The organism is Bradyrhizobium canariense, assembly GCF_019402665.1.
GTDB lineage: Bacteria > Pseudomonadota > Alphaproteobacteria > Rhizobiales > Xanthobacteraceae > Bradyrhizobium > Bradyrhizobium canariense.
In genome coordinates, this window is the sequence record NZ_VSST01000071.1 from 14,952 (window position 1) to 38,192 (window position 23,241).

At 65.4% G+C, this 23,241-nt stretch carries 20 protein-coding genes; 7 read left to right on the forward strand and 13 right to left on the reverse strand.

Annotation, left to right across the window (positions count from 1 at the left end; all coding sequences use genetic code 11):
• Positions 1 to 139: 139 nt before the first annotated feature.
• The 6 genes from glyS to FXB41_RS32640 all read right to left on the reverse strand — a co-directional run bounded on the left by glyS (position 140) and on the right by FXB41_RS32640 (position 5,817).
• Positions 140 to 2,239 carry a glycine--tRNA ligase subunit beta gene (gene glyS, locus FXB41_RS32615; protein WP_219684679.1) on the reverse strand — a complete coding sequence of 700 codons (2,100 nt, stop codon included), beginning with the start codon at positions 2,237 to 2,239 and terminating at the stop codon, positions 140 to 142.
• Positions 2,239 to 3,186, reverse strand: a complete 948-nt coding sequence (locus tag FXB41_RS32620) for a glycine--tRNA ligase subunit alpha (protein WP_219684680.1) — start codon at positions 3,184 to 3,186, stop codon at positions 2,239 to 2,241. Before FXB41_RS32620 ends, glyS begins: the two co-directional genes overlap by 1 nt.
• A gap of 212 nt (positions 3,187 to 3,398) precedes the next feature.
• Positions 3,399 to 3,590 (reverse strand): hypothetical protein, encoded by a 192-nt coding sequence (locus FXB41_RS32625; protein WP_007607173.1) that lies wholly within the window; start codon positions 3,588 to 3,590, stop codon positions 3,399 to 3,401.
• A 116-nt stretch (positions 3,591 to 3,706) separates the two neighbouring features.
• Positions 3,707 to 4,615, reverse strand: a complete 909-nt coding sequence (locus FXB41_RS32630) for a S49 family peptidase (RefSeq protein WP_219684681.1) — start codon at positions 4,613 to 4,615, stop codon at positions 3,707 to 3,709.
• A gap of 211 nt (positions 4,616 to 4,826) precedes the next feature.
• The gene (locus tag FXB41_RS32635) at positions 4,827 to 5,597 is read right to left on the reverse strand and encodes a tRNA1(Val) (adenine(37)-N6)-methyltransferase (RefSeq protein ID WP_219684682.1); all 771 of its coding nucleotides are present in this window, start codon (positions 5,595 to 5,597) and stop codon (positions 4,827 to 4,829) included.
• On the reverse strand, positions 5,590 to 5,817 hold the full coding sequence (locus FXB41_RS32640; protein WP_007607161.1) for a putative signal transducing protein: 228 nt from the start codon (positions 5,815 to 5,817) through the stop codon (positions 5,590 to 5,592). The genes FXB41_RS32635 and FXB41_RS32640 overlap by 8 nt, the downstream gene beginning before the upstream one ends.
• 132 nt (positions 5,818 to 5,949) lie before the next feature.
• On the opposite strand from FXB41_RS32640, the gene FXB41_RS32645 reads away from it, so the two are divergent.
• From FXB41_RS32645 to FXB41_RS32665, 5 genes are all read left to right on the forward strand, one after another.
• The gene (locus FXB41_RS32645) at positions 5,950 to 6,957 is read left to right on the forward strand and encodes a polyprenyl synthetase family protein (protein WP_007594965.1); all 1,008 of its coding nucleotides are present in this window, start codon (positions 5,950 to 5,952) and stop codon (positions 6,955 to 6,957) included.
• Positions 6,958 to 7,272: 315 nt separating this feature from the next.
• Entirely contained in the window at positions 7,273 to 7,788 is a 516-nt protein-coding gene (locus FXB41_RS32650) for a winged helix-turn-helix transcriptional regulator (protein ID WP_007594966.1), read from the forward strand.
• Position 7,789: 1 nt separating this feature from the next.
• Positions 7,790 to 9,046 carry a beta-ketoacyl-ACP synthase II gene (gene fabF, locus FXB41_RS32655; RefSeq protein ID WP_219684683.1) on the forward strand — a complete coding sequence of 419 codons (1,257 nt, stop codon included), beginning with the start codon at positions 7,790 to 7,792 and terminating at the stop codon, positions 9,044 to 9,046.
• Positions 9,047 to 9,106: 60 nt separating this feature from the next.
• Positions 9,107 to 9,739, forward strand: a complete 633-nt coding sequence (locus tag FXB41_RS32660) for a LysE family translocator (RefSeq protein WP_219684684.1) — start codon at positions 9,107 to 9,109, stop codon at positions 9,737 to 9,739.
• 7 nt (positions 9,740 to 9,746) lie between these two features.
• Positions 9,747 to 10,607, forward strand: a complete 861-nt coding sequence (locus FXB41_RS32665) for an alpha/beta fold hydrolase (protein ID WP_219684685.1) — start codon at positions 9,747 to 9,749, stop codon at positions 10,605 to 10,607.
• Here FXB41_RS32665 and FXB41_RS32670 read toward each other — a convergent pair.
• From FXB41_RS32670 to FXB41_RS32680, 3 genes are all read right to left on the reverse strand, one after another.
• Positions 10,604 to 11,488, reverse strand: coding sequence for a 4-(cytidine 5'-diphospho)-2-C-methyl-D-erythritol kinase (locus tag FXB41_RS32670; protein ID WP_219684686.1), 885 nt, complete (start codon positions 11,486 to 11,488; stop codon positions 10,604 to 10,606). The genes FXB41_RS32665 and FXB41_RS32670 overlap by 4 nt on opposite strands.
• A gap of 86 nt (positions 11,489 to 11,574) precedes the next feature.
• A complete protein-coding gene (locus FXB41_RS32675) occupies positions 11,575 to 13,377 on the reverse strand; it encodes a tetratricopeptide repeat protein (RefSeq protein WP_219684687.1) in 1,803 nt (600 codons plus the stop codon).
• A 336-nt stretch (positions 13,378 to 13,713) separates the two neighbouring features.
• Positions 13,714 to 15,375, reverse strand: a complete 1,662-nt coding sequence (locus tag FXB41_RS32680; protein WP_219684688.1) for an electron transfer flavoprotein-ubiquinone oxidoreductase — start codon at positions 15,373 to 15,375, stop codon at positions 13,714 to 13,716.
• A 135-nt stretch (positions 15,376 to 15,510) separates the two neighbouring features.
• On the opposite strand from FXB41_RS32680, the gene FXB41_RS32685 reads away from it, so the two are divergent.
• Entirely contained in the window at positions 15,511 to 16,320 is an 810-nt protein-coding gene (locus tag FXB41_RS32685; RefSeq protein ID WP_007594976.1) for a uracil-DNA glycosylase, read from the forward strand.
• Positions 16,321 to 16,440: 120 nt separating this feature from the next.
• Here FXB41_RS32685 and FXB41_RS32690 read toward each other — a convergent pair whose 3' ends face one another.
• The 4 genes from FXB41_RS32690 to FXB41_RS32705 all read right to left on the reverse strand — a co-directional run bounded on the left by FXB41_RS32690 (position 16,441) and on the right by FXB41_RS32705 (position 20,612).
• Positions 16,441 to 17,949 (reverse strand): glycosyltransferase family 39 protein, encoded by a 1,509-nt coding sequence (locus FXB41_RS32690; RefSeq protein WP_219684689.1) that lies wholly within the window; start codon positions 17,947 to 17,949, stop codon positions 16,441 to 16,443.
• Positions 17,950 to 18,047: 98 nt separating this feature from the next.
• The gene (rnhB, locus tag FXB41_RS32695; protein WP_219684690.1) at positions 18,048 to 18,884 is read right to left on the reverse strand and encodes a ribonuclease HII; all 837 of its coding nucleotides are present in this window, start codon (positions 18,882 to 18,884) and stop codon (positions 18,048 to 18,050) included.
• A gap of 84 nt (positions 18,885 to 18,968) precedes the next feature.
• Positions 18,969 to 19,424 carry a VOC family protein gene (locus FXB41_RS32700; protein WP_007594979.1) on the reverse strand — a complete coding sequence of 152 codons (456 nt, stop codon included), beginning with the start codon at positions 19,422 to 19,424 and terminating at the stop codon, positions 18,969 to 18,971.
• A 24-nt stretch (positions 19,425 to 19,448) separates the two neighbouring features.
• Entirely contained in the window at positions 19,449 to 20,612 is a 1,164-nt protein-coding gene (locus tag FXB41_RS32705; RefSeq protein WP_007594981.1) for a PA0069 family radical SAM protein, read from the reverse strand.
• Between the two features lie 211 nt (positions 20,613 to 20,823).
• Here FXB41_RS32705 and FXB41_RS32710 point away from each other — a divergent pair, with 211 nt between their 5' ends.
• The gene (locus FXB41_RS32710; protein ID WP_219684691.1) at positions 20,824 to 23,238 is read left to right on the forward strand and encodes a phosphoketolase family protein; all 2,415 of its coding nucleotides are present in this window, start codon (positions 20,824 to 20,826) and stop codon (positions 23,236 to 23,238) included.
• Positions 23,239 to 23,241: the final 3 nt, after the last annotated feature.

Sequence of the window (23,241 nt, forward strand, 5' to 3'; positions counted from 1 at the left end):
TGCGTGCTCTCGTGTCCCGGACGCGACGCAGCGCGTAGCGTTGCGGCGCAGAGCCGGGACCCAGAATCTTTTGCGGCGGCATGGGCCCCGCTCTGCAGCGCACCGCTAAGAAGCGCTGCGCCGCGTCCGGGGCACGAGGTCAATCCTGGATCTTCGAGAAATCCGCCACCGCACGCGTGGCGCTGCGGATCTCGTTGAGCAGCTTCAGGCGGTTTTCGCGCACCTTCGCATCCTCGTCGTTGACGCGAACTTTCTCGAAGAACGCATCGACCGGCGGGCGTAGCTTGGCCATCGCACTCATCGCGGCAGCGAAGTCTTCCTTCGCGACAGCAGCGCTGGCTTCCGCCTTCACTTCGCCGATCGCCTTGGCCAGCGCCTTCTCCTCGCCGAGGCCGTAGAGTGCAGCATCGGGCGCCCCGTCGAACGTGCGCTTATCCTTCTTCTCCTCGATGCCGAGGATATTGCTGGCGCGCTTGATACCGGCGAGCAGGTTCTTGCCGTCGTCGGTCTCGAGAAACTTGCCGAGCGCCTCGACGCGGCGAACGATCATCAAGAGATCGTCCTGGCCGCCGAGCGCGAACACGGCATCGACCAGATCGTGCCGCGCGCCCTGCTCGCGGAGTTGAACCTTCAGCCGGTCTGCGAAGAAAGCAAGCAGGTCGCTCGGAAGCTTCTGCGCATCGGCAGGCTTCAAGGACAAGCCGGCGAGTGCGGACGCCGCCATCTTCATGATGGACAGACGCAGTGCGTTCTCAGCGATCAGCCTGATCACACCTAGCGCCGCGCGACGCAACGCATAGGGGTCCTTGCTGCCCGTCGGCTTTTCGTCGATCGCCCAGAAGCCAACCAGCGTGTCGAGCTTGTCCGCGAGCGCCACCGCGACGCTGACCGGATCGGTCGGCACACGATCGGCAGGACCTTGGGGCTTGTAGTGCTCTTCGCAGGCGGCGGCGACGGAGGCGTCCTCGCCCTGGGCCAGCGCGTAGTACTTGCCCATCAGGCCCTGCACCTCGGGGAATTCGCCGACGACTTCGGTCAGCAAATCCGCCTTCGCCAGATGCGCGGCCCGCGTGGCCTTTGCGACATCAGCGCCGACCAGCGGCGCTATCTCGGCGGCGAGACGTTCGATCCGCTTGATGCGTTCAGCCTGTGTGCCGAGCTTCTCGTGAAACACGATCTGCTCGAACTTCGGCAGCCGGTCTTCCAGCTTCGTCTTCAAATCCGTCTCATAGAAAAACTTCGCATCCGACAGGCGCGGACGGATCACGCGTTCATTGCCGGCGACGATGGTCTTGCCGCCGTCGGGCGCCTCGATGTTGGCGGTGAGGACGAACTTGTTGGTCAGCTTGCCCGTCTTGGGATCTTTGACGACGAAGCACTTCTGGTTGTTGCGGATGGTGGCGCGGATCACCTCGTCGGGAATCGCGAGATATTCCGCTTCGAACGATCCCATCATGACGACGGGCCATTCGACCAGGCCCGAAACCTCATCGAGCAGTACCTGGTCCTCGACCAGTTCGAACCCTTGCGCGAAGGTCAGTTCCTTGGCGTCGGCAAAGATGATGTCCTTGCGGGCCTGCGGATCGAGGATGACCTTTGCCGCCTTCAGCTTCGCTTCGTAATCCTCGAAGCGGCGCACGGAAATCGCATCCGGCGCCATGAAGCGATGGCCGTGGGTGGTCTGGCCGGCCTCGATGCCATCGACCGCGAATTTCACGACGTCGGGCTCTTCGGTTTCGAGCCCGAACGTCGCGGTGATCGCGTGCAGCGGGCGCACCCAGCTCAGCGAGCCCGGCTTGCCGGAGCGCGCGCCCCAGCGCATCGATTTCGGCCAGGGGAAAGTGCGGATGATGACGGGAAGGATTTCCGCGAGCACGTCGATGGCGTCGCGGCCGGGCTTCTCGATCAGCGCGATGTAGAAGTCGCCCTTCGGGTCGCGCTGGATCTTGGCCTCGTCCAGCGACGTCAAACCCGTCGCTTTCAGAAACCCCTGCACGGCAGCATCGGCCGCGCCGATCTTCGGTCCACGGCGTTCGGTCTTCAGGTCAGGCTGGCGCGCAGGGATGCCGTGCACGGTGAGCGCGAGGCGGCGCGGCGTCGCGAACGCCTTCGCGCCCTCGTAGACGAGGCCTTCGGCGACGAGCTTGTCGGTGACCATGCGGCGCAGGTCCTCCGCCGCCTTCGCCTGCATGCGCGCGGGGATTTCTTCGGAGAACAGTTCAAGCAACAAATCAGGCATCAGGCCGCTCCACCGGCTTCGGTGTGTATCCAGGCCTCGCCGCAAGCCTTTGCCAATTCGCGCACGCGAAGAATGTAGCTCTGCCGCTCGGTCACCGAGATCACGCCGCGCGCGTCGAGCAGGTTGAACACATGGCTTGCCTTGATGCATTGGTCATAGGCCGGCAGCGACATCAGATGGGCCTCGCGCTTGCCGGACTCCGAATTTTTTTGCCAACCTGCCTCGAGATATTTCCGGCAGGCAGATTCCGCCATCTTGAACTGCTCGAACAGCATCGCGGTGTCGGCCACTTCGAAATTGTGCTTCGAATATTCCCGCTCGGCCTGCAGGAAGACATCGCCATAGGTGACCTTGGCGTCACCTTCGCGGCCGTTGAAGTTCAGGTCGTAGACGCGATCGACGCCCTGCACGTACATCGCGAGCCGCTCGAGCCCGTAGGTAAGCTCGCCCGCGACCGGCGCGCATTCGACACCCGCGACCTGCTGGAAATAGGTGAACTGGCTGACTTCCATGCCGTCGCACCAGCACTCCCAGCCGAGGCCCCAGGCGCCCAGCGTCGGGCTCTCCCAATCGTCCTCGACGAAGCGAATGTCGTGCATGGCGGAATCGATGCCGATCGCGGCGAGCGACTTCAGGTACAGCTCCTGAAGGTTCGGCGGCGACGGTTTCATGATCACTTGGAACTGGTAGTAGTGCTGCATCCGGTTCGGATTCTCGCCGTAGCGGCCGTCCTTGGGACGCCGCGAGGGCTGCACATAGGCCGCATTCCAGGGCTTGGGCCCGAGTGCGCGCAGCGTGGTCGCCGGATGGAAGGTACCCGCACCCATTTCCATGTCGTAGGGTTGCAGGATCACGCAGCCCTGCTCGGCCCAGAACCGCTGGAGCGCGAGGATAAAACCCTGGAACGAGCGTTCCGGGCGCATATGGGCGGGCAAGGAGGCGTCCATCGTCAGATCGGGCTCTCGCGGGGGTGTTGAATCGCGCGGGACCGTATCGACGGCAGGGGTGGGAATCAAGGCAAAGGGGGGTTGAAATGGGCTGTCATTCCGGGGCGCCCGAAGGGCGAACCCGGAATCTCGAGCTTCTCAGGTGCGCAACTGCGCACCCTAGTTCGATGCTTCGCATCGCCCCGGAATGACGGCGTATGGAAAGACGCCAGCTAGCCCGGCCGATAGGCTCCGGTCACGGGATCCTGCTTCAGCGTCTGGACGGCCCCCCTATGGGCGGCCTCGGCGACGCGTGAGAGGCGCATCTCCTCCAGCTCCTGGTTGATCCTGACGGCGGTCTTGTAGGCCCAGCGGACCACGGCAAGCCCGCCCAAGACGCCCGCGAAAGCGACGAACGGCGGCATCGGTCGATCCTTGTTCAATGCTCAGCCCCCACGCGCATTCTTGCGCAGACCGGGCCGCGCCGCAATTGGCTCAGCCTCAAGTCTCCTTGGGACCAAATGGCGCGGAGGGGCTCCGTCTAGAACCCGAATTTCGCCCAGATCGCGCGCGTCTCGACCGCCGAGATCAGGTCGTCCGGCAGGCCGGCTATCGATTCCAGGGCCGAAAGCTGCCCCGCGCCGGGCGATTTCCGGCCCAAAAGGCTGGAGAGCAGACCGGTCGGCTGGGCAATCACGGGGGTGAGAACCTTCTCGCCATAGCGGGCACGAAGAGTTGAGCGGAGATCGCCGATGCTGTCGGCGAGCCCCAGCGCGATCGAACTCTCGCCGGCCCAGTATTCGCCCGTGAACAGGGTGTCGTCGGAGCCCTTCAACCGCGCGCCGCGGCTCTCCTTCACCAGCGCGATGAAGATCTGGTGGATCTCGCGCTGGAGCGCCTTCAGCTTGGCGACGTCGTCGGGGTTTTCAGGGAGAAACGGGTCGAGCATCGCCTTGTGCGCACCGGCGGTGTAGAGGCGCCGCTCGATGCCGAGCCGCTTGATCGCCTCCTGGAAACCAAAACTGCCGCCGACCACGCCGATCGAACCGAGGATCGAGGACGGATCGCAGATGATCTCGTCGCCGGCGCAGGCGATCATGTAGCCGCCGGAGGCCGCGACGTCCTCGACGAACACCAGCACCGGCAGCTTCTTCTCCGCCGCGAGCTGCTTGATGCGCAGGTAGATCTGGCGCGACTGCACCGGCGAGCCGCCGGGCGAATTGATCACCAGCGCCACCGCCTTGGCGTTGCGCGTCGAAAACGCCCGCTCCAGCACCCGCGAAACGGTCGCGAGCGTCATACCCGGACGCAGCGGCGTCACCGCGCCGATCACACCGGACAGCCGCACCACCGGCACCACGGCCGTGCCGGGACGGAAGCGCGCCGGCAGATATTGCATGAGCTTGTCGGCCAGGCCGGAACTCTCACGATCGTTCAATTGTTCGGCCATGCCGTTACCTCTGATTAACCATTTCTTATCACGCGACTGTCATTGGAAGGGCCCGGAACGTGTTTTGCAAAAACCCCGTTGAGAGGCTGCAATGGGCCAGCGGAGAACACCATGAAAATCTATCTGCTGATGCTGCTGATCGGTGCGCTATTCATGGCGATCCGCCTGACGACTCCGCAAGAGCACCAGTCGGAATCGCTTCCGCAATAGCTCAGCACGGTTCCACCAGGGGTAGAATCGCCCTCCCCTCCAGAATATCCATCACCTCTTTTTTAGGCACGCGTGACTCTTCGTTGAGCATGAGGCTCGGCAACAATCGCGCCGGGGCCCTCCCGCCCTTGACCGCGCGCACCAGCACGCGGATCGCGGGCCGCCCGGCTTCACCGTGAACCGGCAGAATCGCGAGACTGCCGAAGCCGCGAGACAGCGCTGCCAAAACCTCCGTGATCCCATCTGCGCGCCAAATCAATGTCAGCGCACCATTCGAGCGGAGGATGCGGCGCGCCGCATGTACCCAGGCATTCAGCGTCTCATCCGTCGCCACATGCGCGATCTGGCGCGCCTGGTCGGGCGAGCCGCGATGGCGAGCGGGATCGTTGAAGGGCGGGTTCGTCAGCACCACGTCGACGCTGTCGGGCGCGAGCCCGCTGGCCGCGAAGGCCTGTGCGTCCGCGGTGACGTCGAGCACGATCGTCTCGGCGGCAATCGCATTCGCTGCCGCATTGACGCGCGCAAGCTCCGCCAGCTCGGGATCGATCTCGACCAGGCCGAGCTTGATCCCGGGAACGCGCCGAGCCAACGCAAGCCCGGCTGTGCCGATGCCGGCGCCGAGATCGACGACGCGGTCGCCCGCCCTCGCCTCCGTCGCCGCCGCGAGCAGAATGGCATCGTGCCCGGCGCGATGGCCGGACCGCTTCTGCTTCAGCCGCAATTGCCCGCCGAGAAAGGCGTCCTCGGTGAGGTCTGCCAGTGCTTCACTCATCGCCGCGCAGTTCGTGGCTGAGGCCGGCCTCGGTCAGAAGCTGCCGGGCCTCGATGGCGTCGTCCTCGTGGACCAGGATCCGCCGCGGCAAAATGCCGAGCGAGCCCTCGATGATGCTCATGTTCTGGTCCAGCACCAGATGATGGATGTTGGCGCCGTCGAGCAGCGCGCCGATCGCCGACACCAGCACCATATCGTTGGTCCGAACCAGTTCTCGCAAAACACAAGCCTCCTGCCTGACGGGGATTAAGCGCCAAATGTCAATGGTTCCACGGCCCTTGCCGCATCCCCGTCCAGTTTCTATTGTCTTTCCATCAGAATAGCCCTTCCGGGGCAAATATTGGAGACCGGCGTGGCCGTCATCGTACCTTTCGAAACTCCCGGCGCGTCGATCGAAGAGCTGGTTGCCCTTGTCGCCGGTGACATGGAGCGCGTCAACGCCACGATCCTGTCGCGGACCGGTTCGGACGTGACCATGATCCCGGAGGTCGCCAACCATTTGATCTCCTCCGGGGGCAAGCGCCTGCGGCCGATGCTGACGCTGGCCATGGCCAACCTCGCCGGCTACACCGGCGACGGCCATATCAAGCTCGCCGCCAGCGTCGAGTTCATGCATACCGCCACCCTGCTCCATGACGACGTCGTCGACGAAAGCGAGATGCGCCGCGGCAAGCTGTCGGCGCGCATGCTCTGGGGCAATGAGGCAAGCGTGCTGGTCGGCGACTTCCTGCTCGGCCAGGCCTTCCGCATGATGGTCGAGGTCGGCTCGCTCCGCGCGCTCGACATTCTCTCCGCGGCCGCCGCCACCATCGCCGAGGGCGAGGTGATGCAGCTTGCCGCCGCCAAGAACACCGCGACCACCGAGGACGAATATCTCGCCGTGATCCGCGGCAAGACCGCCGAGCTGTTCGCGGCCGCCTGCGAGGTCGGCCCCGTGATCGCCAATCGTCCGAAGGCGGAGCAGACCGCCTGCCGCTCGGTCGGCATGAATCTCGGCATCGCCTTCCAGCTCGTCGACGACGTGCTCGACTATGGCGGCAAGAGCGCGAAGCTCGGCAAGAATACCGGCGACGATTTCCGCGAGGGCAAGATCACGCTGCCCGTCGTGCTCGCCTTCCGCCGCGGCAACGACACCGAGCGCGCCTTCTGGATCCGCGCGCTCGAGCGCGGCGAAATCGGCGACACCGACCTCGACCACGCCATCGGGCTGATGAACAAGCATCGTGCGCTCGAAGACACGCGCAGCCGCGCCCAGCACTACGGCGCCATGGCGGTGGACGCGCTGGCGCTGTTCCCATCCTCGCCAATGAAGAGCGCGCTGGAGCAGGTCGTGGCGTTCTGTCTGGCACGGTCGCATTAGGGCTCCGCATCCTTAGCGCTTGCTGGTCGCCACACCCTCAGTGTCGTCCCGGCGAAGGCCGGGATCCATTACCCCGGTCAGCGTCGTCTGAGCGCGCTGTGGCCACCATCGTGCCACCACAACAACAGTCGTGGCTATGGGTCCCGGCCTTCGCCGGGACGACATCGTTGAGATAGCCTCACCACTTCATCAACACCGTCATTGCGAGCGCAGCGACAGCTCCAGCTTCGCAGCTGCCTTGGCTCCCTCCACCCGCATCGGCCACTGCTCGCCAAGTAACTTGCATTTTGCAAGCCACTCTCCTACCTTTGCCTCATGCAGCCCAAATCCCCTTCCATCCAGGAATGTCCGGTCGGCCGCGCCGTGGAGACGGTCGGCGAATGGTGGAGCATTTTGATCCTGCGGGATGCGTTCCAGGGCGCAACGAGGTTCGACGAATTTTCGCAAAGCCTCGGGATCGCGCCGAACATCCTGTCGCGGCGGTTGGCCCATCTCACCGAAAGCGGCATGTTCGTCCGCCGCCGCTACAATGAACGGCCGCCGCGCTATGAATATGTGCTGACGGACAAGGCCCGGGACTTCTTCCCCGTGGTCGCGACCCTGCTCGCCTGGGGCAACAAGCATCTCGCACCGAAGGGCGAAGCGATCCTGCTCGCGAACCGGCGCGATCGTCGTCCATTCAATCCGGTGGTGGTCGATGCCGCCGACATGCAGCCGATTACGCTCACCAATGCGGTCATCATCGCCGGTCCCCGCGCCAGCCGTCTCATGCGCAAACGGCTGACCTCGCTCAAAGCCATGAACCCGGCCGTCGCGCCGGCTGGAGACTGACATGCGTCGTATCGTCGTGACGGGAATGGGCGCGGTGTCGCCGCTTGGCTGCGGTGTCGAACTGTCGTGGCGCCGGCTGCTGGCCGGTCAAAGCGGGCTGCGCCCGCTGCCGGAATGGTCGCAGGCGCTGCCGGCACGCATTGCCGGCCTCTTGCCCGACAAGGCCGATGATGCGGACGGCGGCTTCGATCCCGCGCAGGCCGCCGCGCCGAAAGACCAGCGCAAGATGGACCGCTTCATCCTGTTCGCGCTGCTCGCCACTGCAGAAGCTGTGGCGCAGGCCGGCTGGACACCGCAGGACGCGGCAGCACAGGAACGAACCGCGACGATCATCGCCTCCGGCGTCGGCGGTTTTCCGGCGATGGCGGAGGCGGTGCGCATCACCGAACTGCGCGGCCCGCGCCGGCTGTCGCCGTTCACGATCCCCTCTTTCCTCGCCAATCTCGCTGCGGGGCACGTCTCGATCAAATACGGCTACAAGGGAGCGCTGGGCACACCGGTCACGGCGTGCGCCGCCGGCGTTCAGGCGATCGGCGATGCCGCGCGCATGATCCGCGCGAGCGAGGCTGATGTGGCGATCTGCGGCGGCGCGGAAGCCTGCATCGACATCGTCAGCCTCGGCGGCTTCGCTGCGGCCCGCGCACTGTCGAGCGGGTTCAATGACGCACGCGCCTCGCGCCCGTTCGATCGCGACCGCGACGGTTTTGTCATGGGCGAAGGTGCCGGCATCCTGGTGATCGAGGAGCTGGAGCATGCCTTGGCGCGTGGCGCGACGCCGATCGCGGAGATTGTCGGATACGGTACGACCGCGGACGCCTATCACATGACATCGGGTCCGCCTGACGGTGACGGCGCGCGGCGCGCCATGGAGATCGCGCTCCGGCAGGCGAAGCTTGCGCCTGCGGATTTGCAGCACCTGAACGCGCATGCGACGTCGACACCGGCCGGCGACGAGAGCGAGCTTGGCGCGATTGCCGCCCTGTTCGGTCGTCACCGCGGCATCGCCGTGAGCGCGACCAAATCGGCCACCGGCCATCTGCTCGGCGCCGCGGGTGGGCTGGAAGCGGTCTTCACCGTGCTCGCCCTGCGCGACCAGATCGCGCCGCCGACGCTCAATCTCGAAAACCCTGATCCCGCCGCTGACGGCATCGACATCGTCGCCGGTGTGGCGCGCCCGATGCCGATGCAGCACGCGATCTCGAACGGGTTCGGATTCGGCGGGGTGAATGCCAGCGTGATCTTCCGCCGGATGGGCTAAACGCAAGCCTTGTAGACGACGGGGCCTTGCAATCGCGGCAAGCATCGCTACCAAAGCAGGATGATCAACACGAATTTCTGGCTGTTCCTGGCCGCCGCTTGTCTCATCGCCGCCGTTCCCGGCCCCGGTATTTTCTACGTCGCGGCACGGACCTTGTCGGAAGGGCGCGCCAGCGGTTTTGCATCGACCGTGGGCACCGCGCTCGGCGGGCTGGTTCATGTGGTCGCAGGCAGCCTCGGCATCTCCGCCATCATCCTCGCCAGCGCCGAGCTGTTCGCCGCCGTGAAGTTTGTCGGCGCACTCTATCTGGTCTGGCTCGGCATCAGGACCTTTCGCAGCGCCGGCCGCGCGCTGTCATTCGACAGCGAGCCCGTCGGCGACAAGCGCGCCTTTCGCGACGGCGTGCTGGTCGAGGCGCTGAACCCGAAGACCGCCGCCTTCTTCCTCGCCTTCATTCCGCAGTTCCTTGACCCCGCGGGATCGAACCCGACACTGCAATTCATCATGTTGGGTGCGATCTCGGTGACGCTGAACACGCTCGCCGACATCGTGGTGGTGCTGATGGCCTCCGCGACACGCACGCAGTTGATCGGAAGGCCACATCTGATGCGACGTCTCACCCAGGGCTCCGGCGTCTTCATCGCAGGGCTCGGCCTGTCGCTCGCACTGGCGCGGCGACCCGCGAATGGATAGCGCCACCATGCCCGCCCCGCAAAGCCGCACTTACGAGTCTCACGGCCTGCGACTGCACTATGCCGACTGGGGCAACGACGGCGCGCCGGTCGCCATCCTGGTTCATGGCGGCCGCGATCATTGCCGGAGCTGGGACGTCATCGCCCGGTCGCTGCAGCCGCATTTCCACGTGCTCGCACCCGACCTGCGCGGTCACGGCGATTCGGACTGGACCAAAGGCGGCAGCTACGCACTGACGGAGTATGTGTACGATCTGGCCCAGCTCGTCCGTGCCGTCGCAGCGCCTCAAGTCACTCTCATCGGCCATTCCATGGGCGGCATGGTCAGCCTGATCTTTACAGGGGCTTTCCCCGAACAGGTCTCGAAGCTGGTCGTGCTCGACGGTGTGACGATGTTGCCGGATACTCCAAAACCGCCGGTGCATGAGCGGATCGGCAAATGGGTCGGTCAGCTCGACAAGCTGCACGACCGCGCACCGCGCCGTTATTCGACCCTCGAAGACGCGGCGGCGCAGATGGTGCTTCACAACAAGCGGCTGTCCCGCGACCTCGCGCTGCATCTCGCCACCCACGGCGCGCGGCAGAACGAGGACGGCACCTATAGCTGGAAGTTCGATCCCTACCAGCGCGCCTCTGCGCCGCACCGGCTCTGGCCGGACGATCACATCGCGCTGTGGTCCCGTATCACCTGTCCGACGCTGCTCTTGAATGCCGGCGAAAGCTTTCTGGCTGGCGCGAGAGCCGCAGGCCTGGAGCGCTACTTTCCGCAGGCGCGCGTCGAGACCATCGCCGGGGCCGGACACTGGCTGCAACATGACAAGCCGCAGGAGGTGTTAGGTGAGATCCGGGAGTTTCTCGGGCTGGCCTAGCTCAGCGTCCCCGCGTGCACCCACCAGCCGGAATGATCCCTGCGGATCGTCTCGGCGGCGGCATGCGCTTCGGAAGATTCGCCATAGATCGCAAAGCACGTCGCACCCGAGCCGGACATGCGGGCAAGCTTGACGCCGGCGGAGCCACGCAAGGCTTCCAGCACGTCGCCGATGACAGGCTCGATGCGCATCGCGGGGGTTTCGAGATCGTTGGCGACGGTCTCGAGCGTGTCGACCCAATCGGCAATGGAGGCGCCCTCGCCCGGCCAGGCCGGAGCGTCGAGGACGGAGGTGGCGCCGACCAGGAGTTCGCCGTTGCGCAGGCCCAGCGCCTGGAACACATCCTTGGTCGCGACCGGCACGCGCGGATTGACCATCACGCACGGCATGCTCGGCAACGCCAGCGGCAGCAGCTGTTCGCCGACACCGGTCATGTCGCAGGCGCGCGAGAACAGACACACCGGCACGTCGGCACCGGTCGCAAGCGCAACCTTCTGCAGCCGCGGGTCGTCGAGCGAAAGATTGTTGAGATGCGCCAGCAATCGCAGCGCCGCAGCCGCGTCGGCCGAGCCGCCGCCGATGCCGGCGGCGACCGGGAGCACCTTGTCGAGCGCGAAGGCGCCCAGCTTCAGGTTCGGGACGGCTTCGGCCAGGAGCTTGGCCGCCTTGAACACGAGGTTGTCGGCCATATCGCCGCAGGCCGCCGCGAGTGGCCCTGTCGTGGTGAGCTTCAGCTCGCTGCCGGGCTCCAGCGTGAGCCGGTCGGCGCAGTCGGCAAACGCGACCACGCTTTCGAGATCATGATAGCCGTCGGCACGACGGCCGACCACGCGAAGGCTCAGATTGACCTTCGCGCGCCCTTCTTCAATCAACGCCGGCATTGACGACACGCCCCCAGAACTTAGTTCTTCCTACGCATGATCTTGCCGGAAAACCGCTACACACTTTTCCGGATCATGCGCTCAACTCAGCCGCCCTTGCCGTCGTCCTTTTTCTTCTCCTTCTCCGCCTGCGCAGCCGAGGAGTTCGAATTGTCGTCGGTCATTCCGTTGGCAATCTTGGCCTCGATCTTCGGAAGCTCATCCGCTTCGGGCTTGAGATCGCGGGCGTGCGCCCACTGGAACTTGGCTTCCAACGTGCGGCCGACGCGCCAATAGGCGTCGCCAAGGTGATCGTTGATCGTGGGATCCTCGGGCTTGAGGTCAATGGCGCGCTCGAGGTTCTTCACCGCGTCCTCGTAATTGCCGATGCGGTAATAGGCCCAGCCAAGGGAGTCGACGATGTAGCCGTCATCCGGGCGCTGCTCGACCGCCCGCTTGATCATCTTCATGCCTTCGTCGAGATTGATGCCCTGGTCGATCCAGGAATAGCCGAGATAGTTGAGGACGTGGGGCTGGTCGGGCTGCAGCTCCAGCGCCTTCTTCATGTCGGCTTCGGCCTTGCCCCACTGCTTGGAGCGCTCCTCGCAGATGCCGCGATAATAATACCAGACGCTGTTGGCCTTGTCGTTGCCGGCCGGCAGCACGTCGACGCCTTGCGAATAGGTCGCGCCGCATTCGCCGAACTTCTTGCGGCCGCGCTCGATGTTGCCGAGCGCCATGATGGCTTCGAGATCCTTGGAATCCTCAGTGGTGACGCCCTTGAGGATCTTGATCGCCTCGTCGGTGCGGTCGGCGGAATCCAGATCGATGGCGAGCTGAATCTGGGCGTTGCGTTTGAGCGGCGAGGACGCCGGCACCCGCTCATAGACCTTGATCGCCATCTGCGGCCGCTTCACCGATTCATAGAGATCGGCGAGCGAGAGCAGCGCCAGGGGATGGGTGGGCTGGAGGTAGAGCGAGAGCTGGAGGTAGACCAGCGCCAGATCCTCGCCGCCGCGGCGGGTCAGTGTGGCGCCGATGCCGTAGAGTGCTTCTGCGGCGCCGGCTTGCGCGCTATCGACCAGCGGCGGCATCTTCTTGCCGGCCTTGGTGTCGCGCAACCCTTCTACGATCAGCGGATGGCGGGCGAGCTTCTTGTCGAAAGCCTGGTAGACGGTGGTCGCGGCGGCCGAGTCCTTGTTGCGCGACAGCCAGCGCGCATAGGCCTCGGTGACACGCAACATGGAATCGTCGAGCTTGTAGGCACGCTCGAACCGGGCGCCCGCGTCTTTCTCCTTGCCGGCGAGCTCGAGGATCATGCCGGCATGGAGATCCTTGAACAGCGGATACCATTCCGGACCGGCCAGCTTGTCGATGGTGGCGACGCCGCCCTTGGCATCACCCGCACCATAGGCGGCCCAGCCCGACAGCAGCGTGGCGACGAGATCGGTGATCGGACCGCGGATCGACTGGTTGATGTTGGTCTGCGCGGTCGCGTACTTCTTGAACTTGAGATCGTGCACGCCGACGACGAGGCGCGCAACGCGGTTGGTCTTGTCGATGGTCAGGATGCGCTCGGCGAGCTTGACGGCTTCGTCGATGTCACCGTCGGCAACCGAGGAGATGAAGGCGCGGTCGAGCAGCTCGTTGTTCTTGGGATCGGTGCGCAGGGCCGAGCGATAGAACGCGGCGGCGGAGGCCGCGTCGCGCTCGACGCTGGCGTGGCGGGCGGCGAGATAGCTGCCGGAGGTGGTCAGCGCCTTCAGATCGTTTCGGGTCGGAAACTGCGCCGCCGTGTCGGACGGATGGTCCGGCGTCTGCGCCAGGACCGCGCCGGGGACCGTCGCCATCGCTGAGCCCATGAGGGCAATGGCGGCAACAGTCCAGCGGTTGAAACGATTTGAAAACATCAGGGCTCGCCTTGAGTTGGTAGTGCCTGGGTCTGAAGAAGGCCGTATCGCATGCGAACGCGGCCGGTGGCATGGGGACCCGGAACCGTCGGGCCGACAATGCCGCTTTTGGCGCTTCACCGCAAGGATTCGGGCCGGGCGATCCCCTCCGCACGCCCCAAATCGGCCAAGTGACCGGTCAAGAGCGCCCCAAGACGCCGCCAGTATGGCCTTATCGTGACCACGGACCGCGACCGCGGCCGGGTTCTCACGCGAACGTGCGTCGCAGGGCCAAGGTCACGCAATATTGGTCGCCCTTGGGCCTTGGTCACCTGGATCGTGGCTTGCGGACCCCGCCTACATCGCCTCGTAGTTCGGACCGCCGCCGCCCTCGGGGGGAACCCAGGTGATGTTGCCGTTGGGGTCCTTCACGTCGCAGGTTTTGCAGTGAACGCAGTTTTGGGCATTGATCTGGAAGCGCGGGCCGGAACCTTCCTCGATCCACTCATAGACGCCGGCCGGGCAATAGCGATTCGAGGGACCTGCAAACACGTCGTGCTCGGACGTCTTCTGGAGGTTCATGTCCGTGACCTTGAGATGGACCGGCTGGTCCTCCTCATGATTGGTATTGGACAGGAATACCGAGGAGAGCTTGTCGAAGGAAATCTTGCCGTCAGGCTTCGGGTAGGTTCTCGGCGCGTGGGTCTTGGCCGGATCGAGCGTCGCGCGATCGGGCTTCGCGTGCGACTGGGTGCCAAACAGCGAGCCGCCGAACAGCGTGTTGCACCACATGTCGAAGCCGCCGAGCGCAACGCCGAGCACTGTGCCGAACTTCGACCACAGCGGCTTGACGTTGCGGACCAGGAACAAATCCTTGCCGACCGAGGAGGAGCGCCAGGTGTTCTCGTAATCGACGATCTCGTCATTGGCGCGATCGGCGGCAATGGCGGACGCAACGTGCTCGGCGGCGAGCATGCCCGTGCCCATCGCGTTGTGCACGCCCTTGATCCGGGGAACGTTGACGAAGCCGGCCGCGCAGCCGATCAGGGCGCCGCCGGGGAAGCTGAGTTTCGGGACCGACTGATAGCCGCCCTCGGTGATGGCGCGCGCGCCATAGGCGAGCCGCTTGGCACCTTCGAAGGTGGAGCGGATCGACGGATGGGTCTTGAAACGCTGAAACTCGTCGAACGGTGACAGATACGGGTCGTCGTAGTTGAGATGCACGACGAAGCCGACGGCAACGAGGTTGTCGTCGTAGTGATAGAGGAACGAGCCACCGCCGGTCTTCAGATCGAGCGGCCAGCCGAACGAATGCTGGATCATGCCCTTCTGGTGCTTGGCGGGATCGATCTGCCAGACTTCCTTGAGCCCGATGCCAAATTTCGCCGGCTCGCTCGTGGTATCCAGCGCGAACTTCGCGATGAGCTGTTTGGTCAGGCTGCCGCGCGCGCCTTCCGCGAACAGCGTGTACTTGCCGAGCAATTCCATGCCACGGGTAAAGGAGTCCTTCGGCTTGCCGTCCCGGCCGATGCCCATGTCGCCGGTGGCAATGCCCTTCACCGCGCCCTGCTCGTCATAGAGCACCTCGGCCGCGGCAAAGCCCGGATAGATCTCGACGCCGAGGGCCTCTGCCTTGCGCGCCAGCCAGCGGCAGACATTGCCAAGCGAGCCGATATAGCAGTGATGATTGTCCATCAGCGGCGGCATGATGAAGTTAGGCAGCCTGATCGCGCTGCCGCCCGTCATCCAGTAGAAGCGATCGTCCTTCACCTGGGTCTTCAGAGGACAATCGGAATCCTCGCGCCAGTCCGGGATCAGCTTGTCGAGCCCGGCCGGGTCGATCACGGCGCCGGAGAGAATATGCGCACCGACCTCGGAGCCCTTCTCCACAACGACGACATTGAGATCGGCATTGATCTGCTTCAGCCGGATCGCTGCAGCCAGGCCCGAGGGGCCGGCGCCGACGATGACGACGTCGAATTCCATGGATTCGCGCGGGGGAAGTTCTTCGGTGCTCATCTGATCTCAGCCCTTGAGACGGTCCTTGGTCGATTGCGCCCTCTTGTTTCCGATTTTTCCGGGTAGGACAACCTCGGAAATGCGTTTCGCCGGGGTGCAAGGCGCCCCAAACTGGACTAATAGTCAGACTTTCCAATGATCCCAGAACCCGCACCCACGGTCCGAGAGCTTCTCGCCTTCTATCTGGAGGCCGGAGTCGATTGCACGCTCGCAGAGGAACCGATCGACCGCCTGGCGGAATTGGATGCTCCACCTGCGGCCCCGCGCGCCCCACCTCCGCTCGAGGCGCCACGGCCGGCCGCCGCGCCGGCGGTGTTGCGCGGCGAGGCTGCGCCCGCACCCGACATCGCGATCGCCTCGGCGCGCGAGGCCGCACGCACCGCGCCGACCTTGGAGGCGCTGCGCGAGCTGATGCAGGGCTTCGACGGCTGCGCGCTGAAGCACACAGCGACACGGTTGGTTTTCGCCGACGGTAATCCGCAGGCGCGCATCATGTTCGTCGGCGAGGCACCGGGCCGCGACGAGGACATCGAGGGGCTTCCCTTCGTCGGGCGCAGCGGCAAGCTGCTCGATTTGATGATAGGAGCCATAGGCCTCAACCGCACCACCGCGTACATTGCCAACGTGATCCCCTGGCGGCCGCCCGGCAACCGCACGCCGACGCCGCAGGAGACGCAAATCTGCCTGCCGTTCATCCAGCGCCAGATCGAGCTGGTGAATCCGGATGTGCTGGTGACGCTCGGCAATCCCTCGACGCAGACGCTGTTGTCGACCCGCGAAGGCATCATGCGCACCCGCGGCCGCTGGTTCGACTACGAGACGGGCGCGCGCACCATCCGCGCGCTGCCGACCTTCCACCCCGCCTATCTGTTGCGCTCGCCGTCGTACAAGCGGCTGGCGTGGCAGGATCTGCGCGCGATCGCGAAGGCGCTGGCGGGGGCGTGAGGAGCCGTACGACCCTTCCCCGTCATTGCGAGCGCAGCGAGGCAATCCAGAATCTTTCCGCGGACTCTGGATTGCGTCGTCGCAAGCGCTCCTCGCAATGACGAGGGAAAGGGCGAGCGACTAAGTCCCCTTCGGCCGCACGATGGCCCAGCCGATGCGCAGCAGTTGCTGGCGTCCGGTCACCAGCCATTCGAAGGCGCGCGGGACTTCCGGGACGATGCCGGGAAAGCGCGCGAGGATGTCCGGCGGCGGAGTGCCGCCGGTATCAGAGGCGCGCCAGACCACGACGCCGCCGGTCTCGCTGAACTTGGCCTGATTGATCCAAGGCGTCCGCGCGGGCTCGGCATCGATGAAGAGATGCGGCCGGCCGGAATGCAGCGTGATCAGGCTCGCAAGCTGGGTCTCGCCGGCGACCGCGCGCAGGCGATGATTGGTGCGACGGGCAAAGCTCTCGTCGAAGAAGTCCGAAATCGCGCGCGCCGGCATCGAGGTCGCGATCTCGTTGGCACCGGTCCACGGCAGGAGCAGGACGGCGAGCACGACGCCGATTGCGGGCGCGATGACGGCGGCCGCCCAGACCATCCGCAGCATCCTCGCGCGGCGCATCGCGATGAGATCGCCGGCCCCCACGACCACGGCAAGCCCCGACAACACCAGCACGACGCCGGCGCCGCCGACGACGGCGTCGAGGCCCAGCAGGCCGGAGATCAGCACCGCGCCGAGTGGCGGCGCCAGCGCGAAGAAATAGACGAAATTGCGCGCGAGCGGCTCGACCGGCGGGCGGTAGATGATCGGCGCCTCCTCGCTCTTGGGAACGAACAGGCCGGTGTTGAGGACCGTCAGCGCCGGGATCGCCGCCGCACCGAGCAGGAGCCCCCCGAGCAGCCAGGCCGCGTGCAGCGCGCGGGCATTGAGCTGGGCGACCTCAGGCAAGGCCGGCAGGACGAGCACCTCGGCGCGCATCAGCCAGACGGCATAGGGCAATGCCAGCACGGCGACGACCACCAGCGCAAACAGTGGGTCGAATGCGCGCAGCGTGCGGCGGCCGTCCGCGGTTGCGAGCGCGAAGACGACGATCAGCAGCAAGAAGAAGATCGCAGCCGGCGTCGTCAGCAGCAAGAGGCCCGCCTCGATCGACCAGGCGAACCAGGCATTGCCGCGGCGCTGTCCGATGATCTGCCAGGAATGCAGCAGCAGCAGCGCCCAGAGCGGCCGCGCCAGCACCAGGGGGCCGAAGTCGAGTGCGGGCGAGGAGAAGGCCAGCAGCGTCATGGTCAGCAGCACGGCCAGCACTGCCTGCTGGGGGCCGACCACCGCGCGGGACAGATGATAGAGCGCGATGAAGGTCGCGACCCCACAGAGCTCCGCCAGGACGTAGACGCCGAACACGTGGCCGCCGGCGGCGCGATAGGCGATGTCGGCGAGCCAGACCGGCAAGGGCGGGCCCAAATCAGTGCCGACCTGGTATTCGCGGCCGAACGCCAGCAGGGTCGCGAGGCTGCCGGGCGGGCTGCGATAAAACACCAGCGCCACGAACAGCCACATCGCGGCCTGGAGCAGCACGGCGATCCAGACGATCAGCCGCGGCCGCGCGCGAATGAGCTCGATGACCAGGGAGGTAAACCGCATGCAACGTCCGAAAGATGCAGCCAACCCGTGAAGCCGGCCCTATTCGCTCACGACTATTTTGATAGAGGGCGCGGCGCGTCGTGGCAACCGAGTCTCGTCTAGAGATTTGCCGGCGCGTCGACTTCCAGGCTCGTGTCCACCTGCAGCTCGATCTCGGTCACCGCAAACAGATCCTGCGCCGGCTCGACGGTCCAGGGCATGTGCTTGGCGCGGGCGGCGGCGACGGGGGCGAAGAAGCTGCGGTGGTGGACGGTGGGACCGAGGCGGTTGAGCGCGTCGAGGTGCTCGGGAACGGCGTAGCCCTTGTGCTGCTCGAAACCGTAGCCGGGACAGTCCTGCGCCAGCGCGCACATCAGGCGGTCCCGCGTCACCTTGGCGATGATCGAGGCCGCTGCGATCGACAGGACGATGCCGTCGCCGCCGATCACGGCCTCGCAATCGCATTCCGTGTCGAGCCGGTCGCGGCCGTCGACGAAGACGTGCCGGGGCTGCTCGGGCAGCGCCACCACGGCGCGCTTCAGCGCCCACAGCGAGGCGCGCAGGATGTTGTCGCGGTCGATGCGGGCGCGCGAGGCGACGGCCACCGAGACCTGGGCGGTGGCGCAGATCTTGTCGAACAGTCTTTCGCGCTCCTCGGCCGTCAGGCGCTTGGAATCGTCGATGCCGCGCGGGATGCGGTCGGGATCGAGAATCACCGCCGCCGCCACCACAGGACCGGCCAGCGGCCCGCGGCCGGCCTCATCGCAGCCCGCCACCGGCCAGACGCCGCGCTTCATCAGCGCGCGCTCGCGGCGGAAGCTTGGGGCGACGATGATGGCGCTCTTTGTGCCGGCCAGCGCCTTGGCGATTTTTTTGGGCGCAGCTTTCTTGTTTTCAGGCGCAGCCTTCTTGGGCGCACCTTTGGCCGGCTTCTTGGCGGACTGATCCCGAATCATGGCGGGGATCGTGCGCAAGCGGCACGGCCTGCGCAACCGGGAACCTCGGACAATTCCCGCTATTCAAGATTCAAGTCAGCTGCCCTATTCCGCCAGATGCACCCGCCGGTCCTCGCCGACGTCGATGCCGGGTGCGACCACGACTTCCCAGGGATGGCCATCAGGATCGGCGAAATAGCCGGAATAGCCGCCGTAATCGGTCTCATGCGCGGCCTTCAGCAGCGCGGCTCCCTTGCCGATGGCGAAAGCCAGCACCGCATCCACCTCCTCACGCGCGCGGCAGTTCCAAGCGAGCGTCATGCCGCGGAACGTCGATGGCCTCGGATGATCCGGCAATCTGGCGTCGACCGCGAGCTGGTCCCAGGGAAACAGCGCGAGCACCGGACCGCCGGTGTCATAGAACGCAACGGCCTCACCGGTCACCTTGAGCCGGCGCGAAAACCCGAGCGCGTCGTAAAAGGCAATACTGGCGCGGATGTCATTCACGCCCAGCGTGATGACGGTGAGCCGCGGGATTGGAGCTGGCAGTTCCTGACTCATACGACGCCTCTCCCACTTCGTCCCTCAGAACAGGCTGAGCTGATCGCCGTTCCGCTTCGGCTTGGCAAAATGATCCGTCGTCAGCTTGGAGCGCCGCTTGTTCAGCCCGAGCCTGTCGCAGGCGATCTCGAAGCGGCGGCCGATGGTCCAGGCCATCGGACCGGTGCCCTTCATGCGCTCGCCCCATTTCGCGTCGTAGTCGCGGCCGCCGCGCATGTCGCGGATCAGCGTGAAGACGTGGCGATAGCGGTCCGGATAGTTCGCCATCAGCCATTCCCGAAAGAGATCGCGCACCTCGAGCGGCAACCGCAGCAACACGTAGGAGGCTTCCTTGACGCCGGCATGAGCGGCGGCGTCCAGGATGCGCTCGATCTCGGAATCGTTCAGCGCGGGGATGACGGGGGCGACCATGACGGTGGTCGGAATGCCGGCCTCGGAAAGCTGCTTCAGCGCCTCCAGCCGCTTCGGCGGCGTGGACGCCCGCGGCTCCATGGTGCGCGCCAATTTCGGATCGAGCGAGGTCACGGAGATCCCGACCTTGGCGAGGTTGCGCTTGGCCATGCGCGCGAGAATGTCGATGTCGCGGGTCACCAGCGCCGACTTTGTGACGATCCCGACGGGATGGCCGGCGCGCTCCAGCACCTCCAGAATGCCGCGCATGATTTTGCGCTCGCGTTCGATCGGCTGATAGGGATCGGTGTTGGTGCCGATCGCGATCATCCGCGGCTCGTAGCCCGGCGCTGCAAGCTCCTTCTCGAGCAGCGCCGGCGCCTCGGGCTTCACGAACAGCTTCGACTCGAAGTCGAGCCCCGGCGACAGGCCGAGATAGGCATGGGTCGGCCGCGCGAAGCAATAAACGCAGCCGTGCTCGCAGCCGCGGTAGGGATTGATCGAACGATCGAAGCCGATGTCGGGAGAATCGTTGCGGGTAATCACCTTGCGCGAGGTGTCGATCCCGACCGTGGTCTTGAACGGAGGCAGTTCTTCAAGGCTTTGCCAGCCATCGTCGAATGCGACGCGCGCCTCGGCCTCGAACCGGCCGCTGGCGTTGGACTGCGCGCCCCGGCCTCGCCTGCGCTGGCGGTCGATGGCGACCGCCAGCTCAGGGAAGTCAGAAGGCGCACCCGCCGGCTCGGAGGGCGCCGTGACCGGCGGGTGCTTGAGAGCATGAGAGGATGCTGGACTCATGAAGCCAAGATAGCACGCCAAAGGAACAAATCAAGAACACAAACGAAAAACGTGAAAACAACCCCATGCACAGTAGAGCTGCCCAAACTTCGCGCGCCCGCTTTTGACCTCACGCAACAGTGGCGTCACGGCGATCCCGTTTGATGCTGCCGAAGGATCGATCTCGCCGGAACTCGGTTGGTGACGATCCCGGGTGAAGGTCGGCAGGAACATGACAAATCAACAACAATTGGCCGCAGCGAGCAGCGACCTCGATCTGCTCGACCGCTACTGGCGCGCCGCGAACTATCTCTCCGTCGGGCAGATCTACCTGCTCGACAATCCGCTGCTGCGCGAGCCGTTACGGCCCGAGCACATCAAGCCGCGTTTGCTCGGCCATTGGGGCACGACGCCCGGGTTGAACTTCATTTACGCCCATCTCAACCGCGTCATCCGCGCGCTGGACCTGAGCGTGATCTATGTCTGCGGTCCCGGCCACGGCGGCCCCGGCATGGTCGCCAACACCTATCTCGAAGGCAGCTACAGCGAGATCTATCCCGATATCGCGCGCGATGCCGACGGATTGCGCAAGCTGTTCAGACAGTTCTCCTTCCCCGGCGGCATCCCGAGTCACGCGGCGCCGGAAACGCCCGGTTCGATCCACGAAGGCGGCGAGCTCGGCTACGCGCTGGTGCATGCCTATGGCGCGGCCTTCGACAATCCCGACCTGATCGTCGCCTGTGTCGTCGGCGACGGCGAGGCCGAGACCGGCCCGCTCGCCGCGTCCTGGCACTCCAACAAGTTCCTCAATCCCGCCCATGACGGTGCGGTGCTGCCGATCCTGCATCTCAACGGTTACAAGATTGCCAATCCGACCGTGCTCGGGCGGATGCGCGACGACGAGATCCGCAATCTGTTCCGCGGGCTCGGCCACGAGCCGCTGTTCGTCGAGGGCGACGATCCCAAGCCGATGCATCAGGCCATGGCGGACGCGCTGGATGTCGCGTTCGCCAGCATCCGGTCGATCCAGCAGCACGCCCGCGACGGCCGCAAGAGCATCGAACGCCCGCGCTGGCCGATGATCGTGCTGCGCAGCCCGAAGGGCTGGACCGGCCCCAAGGAAGTCGACGGCAAGAAGGTCGAAGGTTTTTGGCGGGCGCATCAGGTGCCGGTCGCGAACTGCCGCGAGAATCCGGCGCATCTGAAGATTCTCGAAGACTGGATGCGCAGCTACGAGCCGGAAAATCTGTTCGACGCCAACGGCGCTCTGATTGCCGAGCTCCAGGCGCTCGCGCCCGAAGGCAATCGCCGCATGGGCGGCAATCCGCACGCCAATGGCGGCCTTCTGAAGAAGGAGCTGAAGCTGCCGGACTTCCGCAGCTTCGCCGTCGAGGTAACTCAGCCGGGCGGCGTCGTGGCGGAGGCAACCCGCGAGCTCGGGAAATTCCTGCGCGACGTCATCCGCCTCAACGCCGAGGCCCGCAACTTCCGCATCATGGGTCCGGACGAGACCGCGTCAAACCGGCTCGATGCGGTGTTCGAGGCCACGGAACGCGTCTGGATGGAGCCGACAAAACCTTACGACGTGCATCTCGCCCAGGACGGACGCGTGATGGAAGTCCTGAGCGAGCATCTCTGCCAGGGCTGGTTAGAGGGCTATCTGCTCACGGGCCGGCACGGCTTCTTCTCCTGCTACGAGGCGTTCATCCACATCGTGGATTCCATGTTCAACCAGCACGCCAAATGGCTGAAGGTGACCCGGCATCTGCCGTGGCGGCGACCGATCGCCTCGCTCAACTATCTGCTCACCTCGCATGTCTGGCGTCAGGACCACAACGGCTTCAGCCATCAGGATCCCGGTTTCGTCGATCTCGTCGCCAACAAGAAGGCCGACATCGTCCGCATCTACTTCCCGCCGGACGCCAACACGCTGCTGTGGATCGCCGATCACTGCCTGCGCACCTATGACCGCGTCAACGTCATCGTCGCCGGCAAGCAGCCGGCGCCGCAATGGCTGTCGGTGCAGGAGGCGGCCACGCATTGCGACGCCGGCATCGGCATCTGGAGCTGGGCCGGCACGGAAGACGCGAATGGCGAGCCCGATGTCGTGATGGCCTGCGCCGGCGACGTGCCGACACTGGAAACACTCGCCGCCGTCGACCTGCTGCGCAAGGCGCTGCCCGAGCTGAAGATCCGCGTCGTCAACGTCGTCGACCTCATGACGCTGCAACCCAGGGAGCAGCACCCGCACGGTTTGTCCGACCGCGACTTCGACGGCCTGTTCACGCGCGACAAGCCGGTGATCTTCGCCTATCACGGCTATCCCTATCTGATCCACCGGCTGACCTATAACCGCACCAACCACGCCGGCATGCACGTCCGCGGCTTTGCCGAGGAAGGCACCACGACGACGCCGTTCGACATGGTCGTGCTCAACGAGCTCGACCGCTATCACCTCGCGATCGAGGCGATCGAGCGCGTGCCGGGACTGGCCACCAAGGCGGCGCAGGTGAAGCAGCAATTCCGCGACAAGCTGATCGAGCATTCGCGCTATGTGCGCGAATACGGCGAGGACATGCCGGAAATCCAGGAATGGGTCTGGCAGAACAGCGCCGGCGGCAACACGCCGGCGCAGGCAGGCGACTGACAG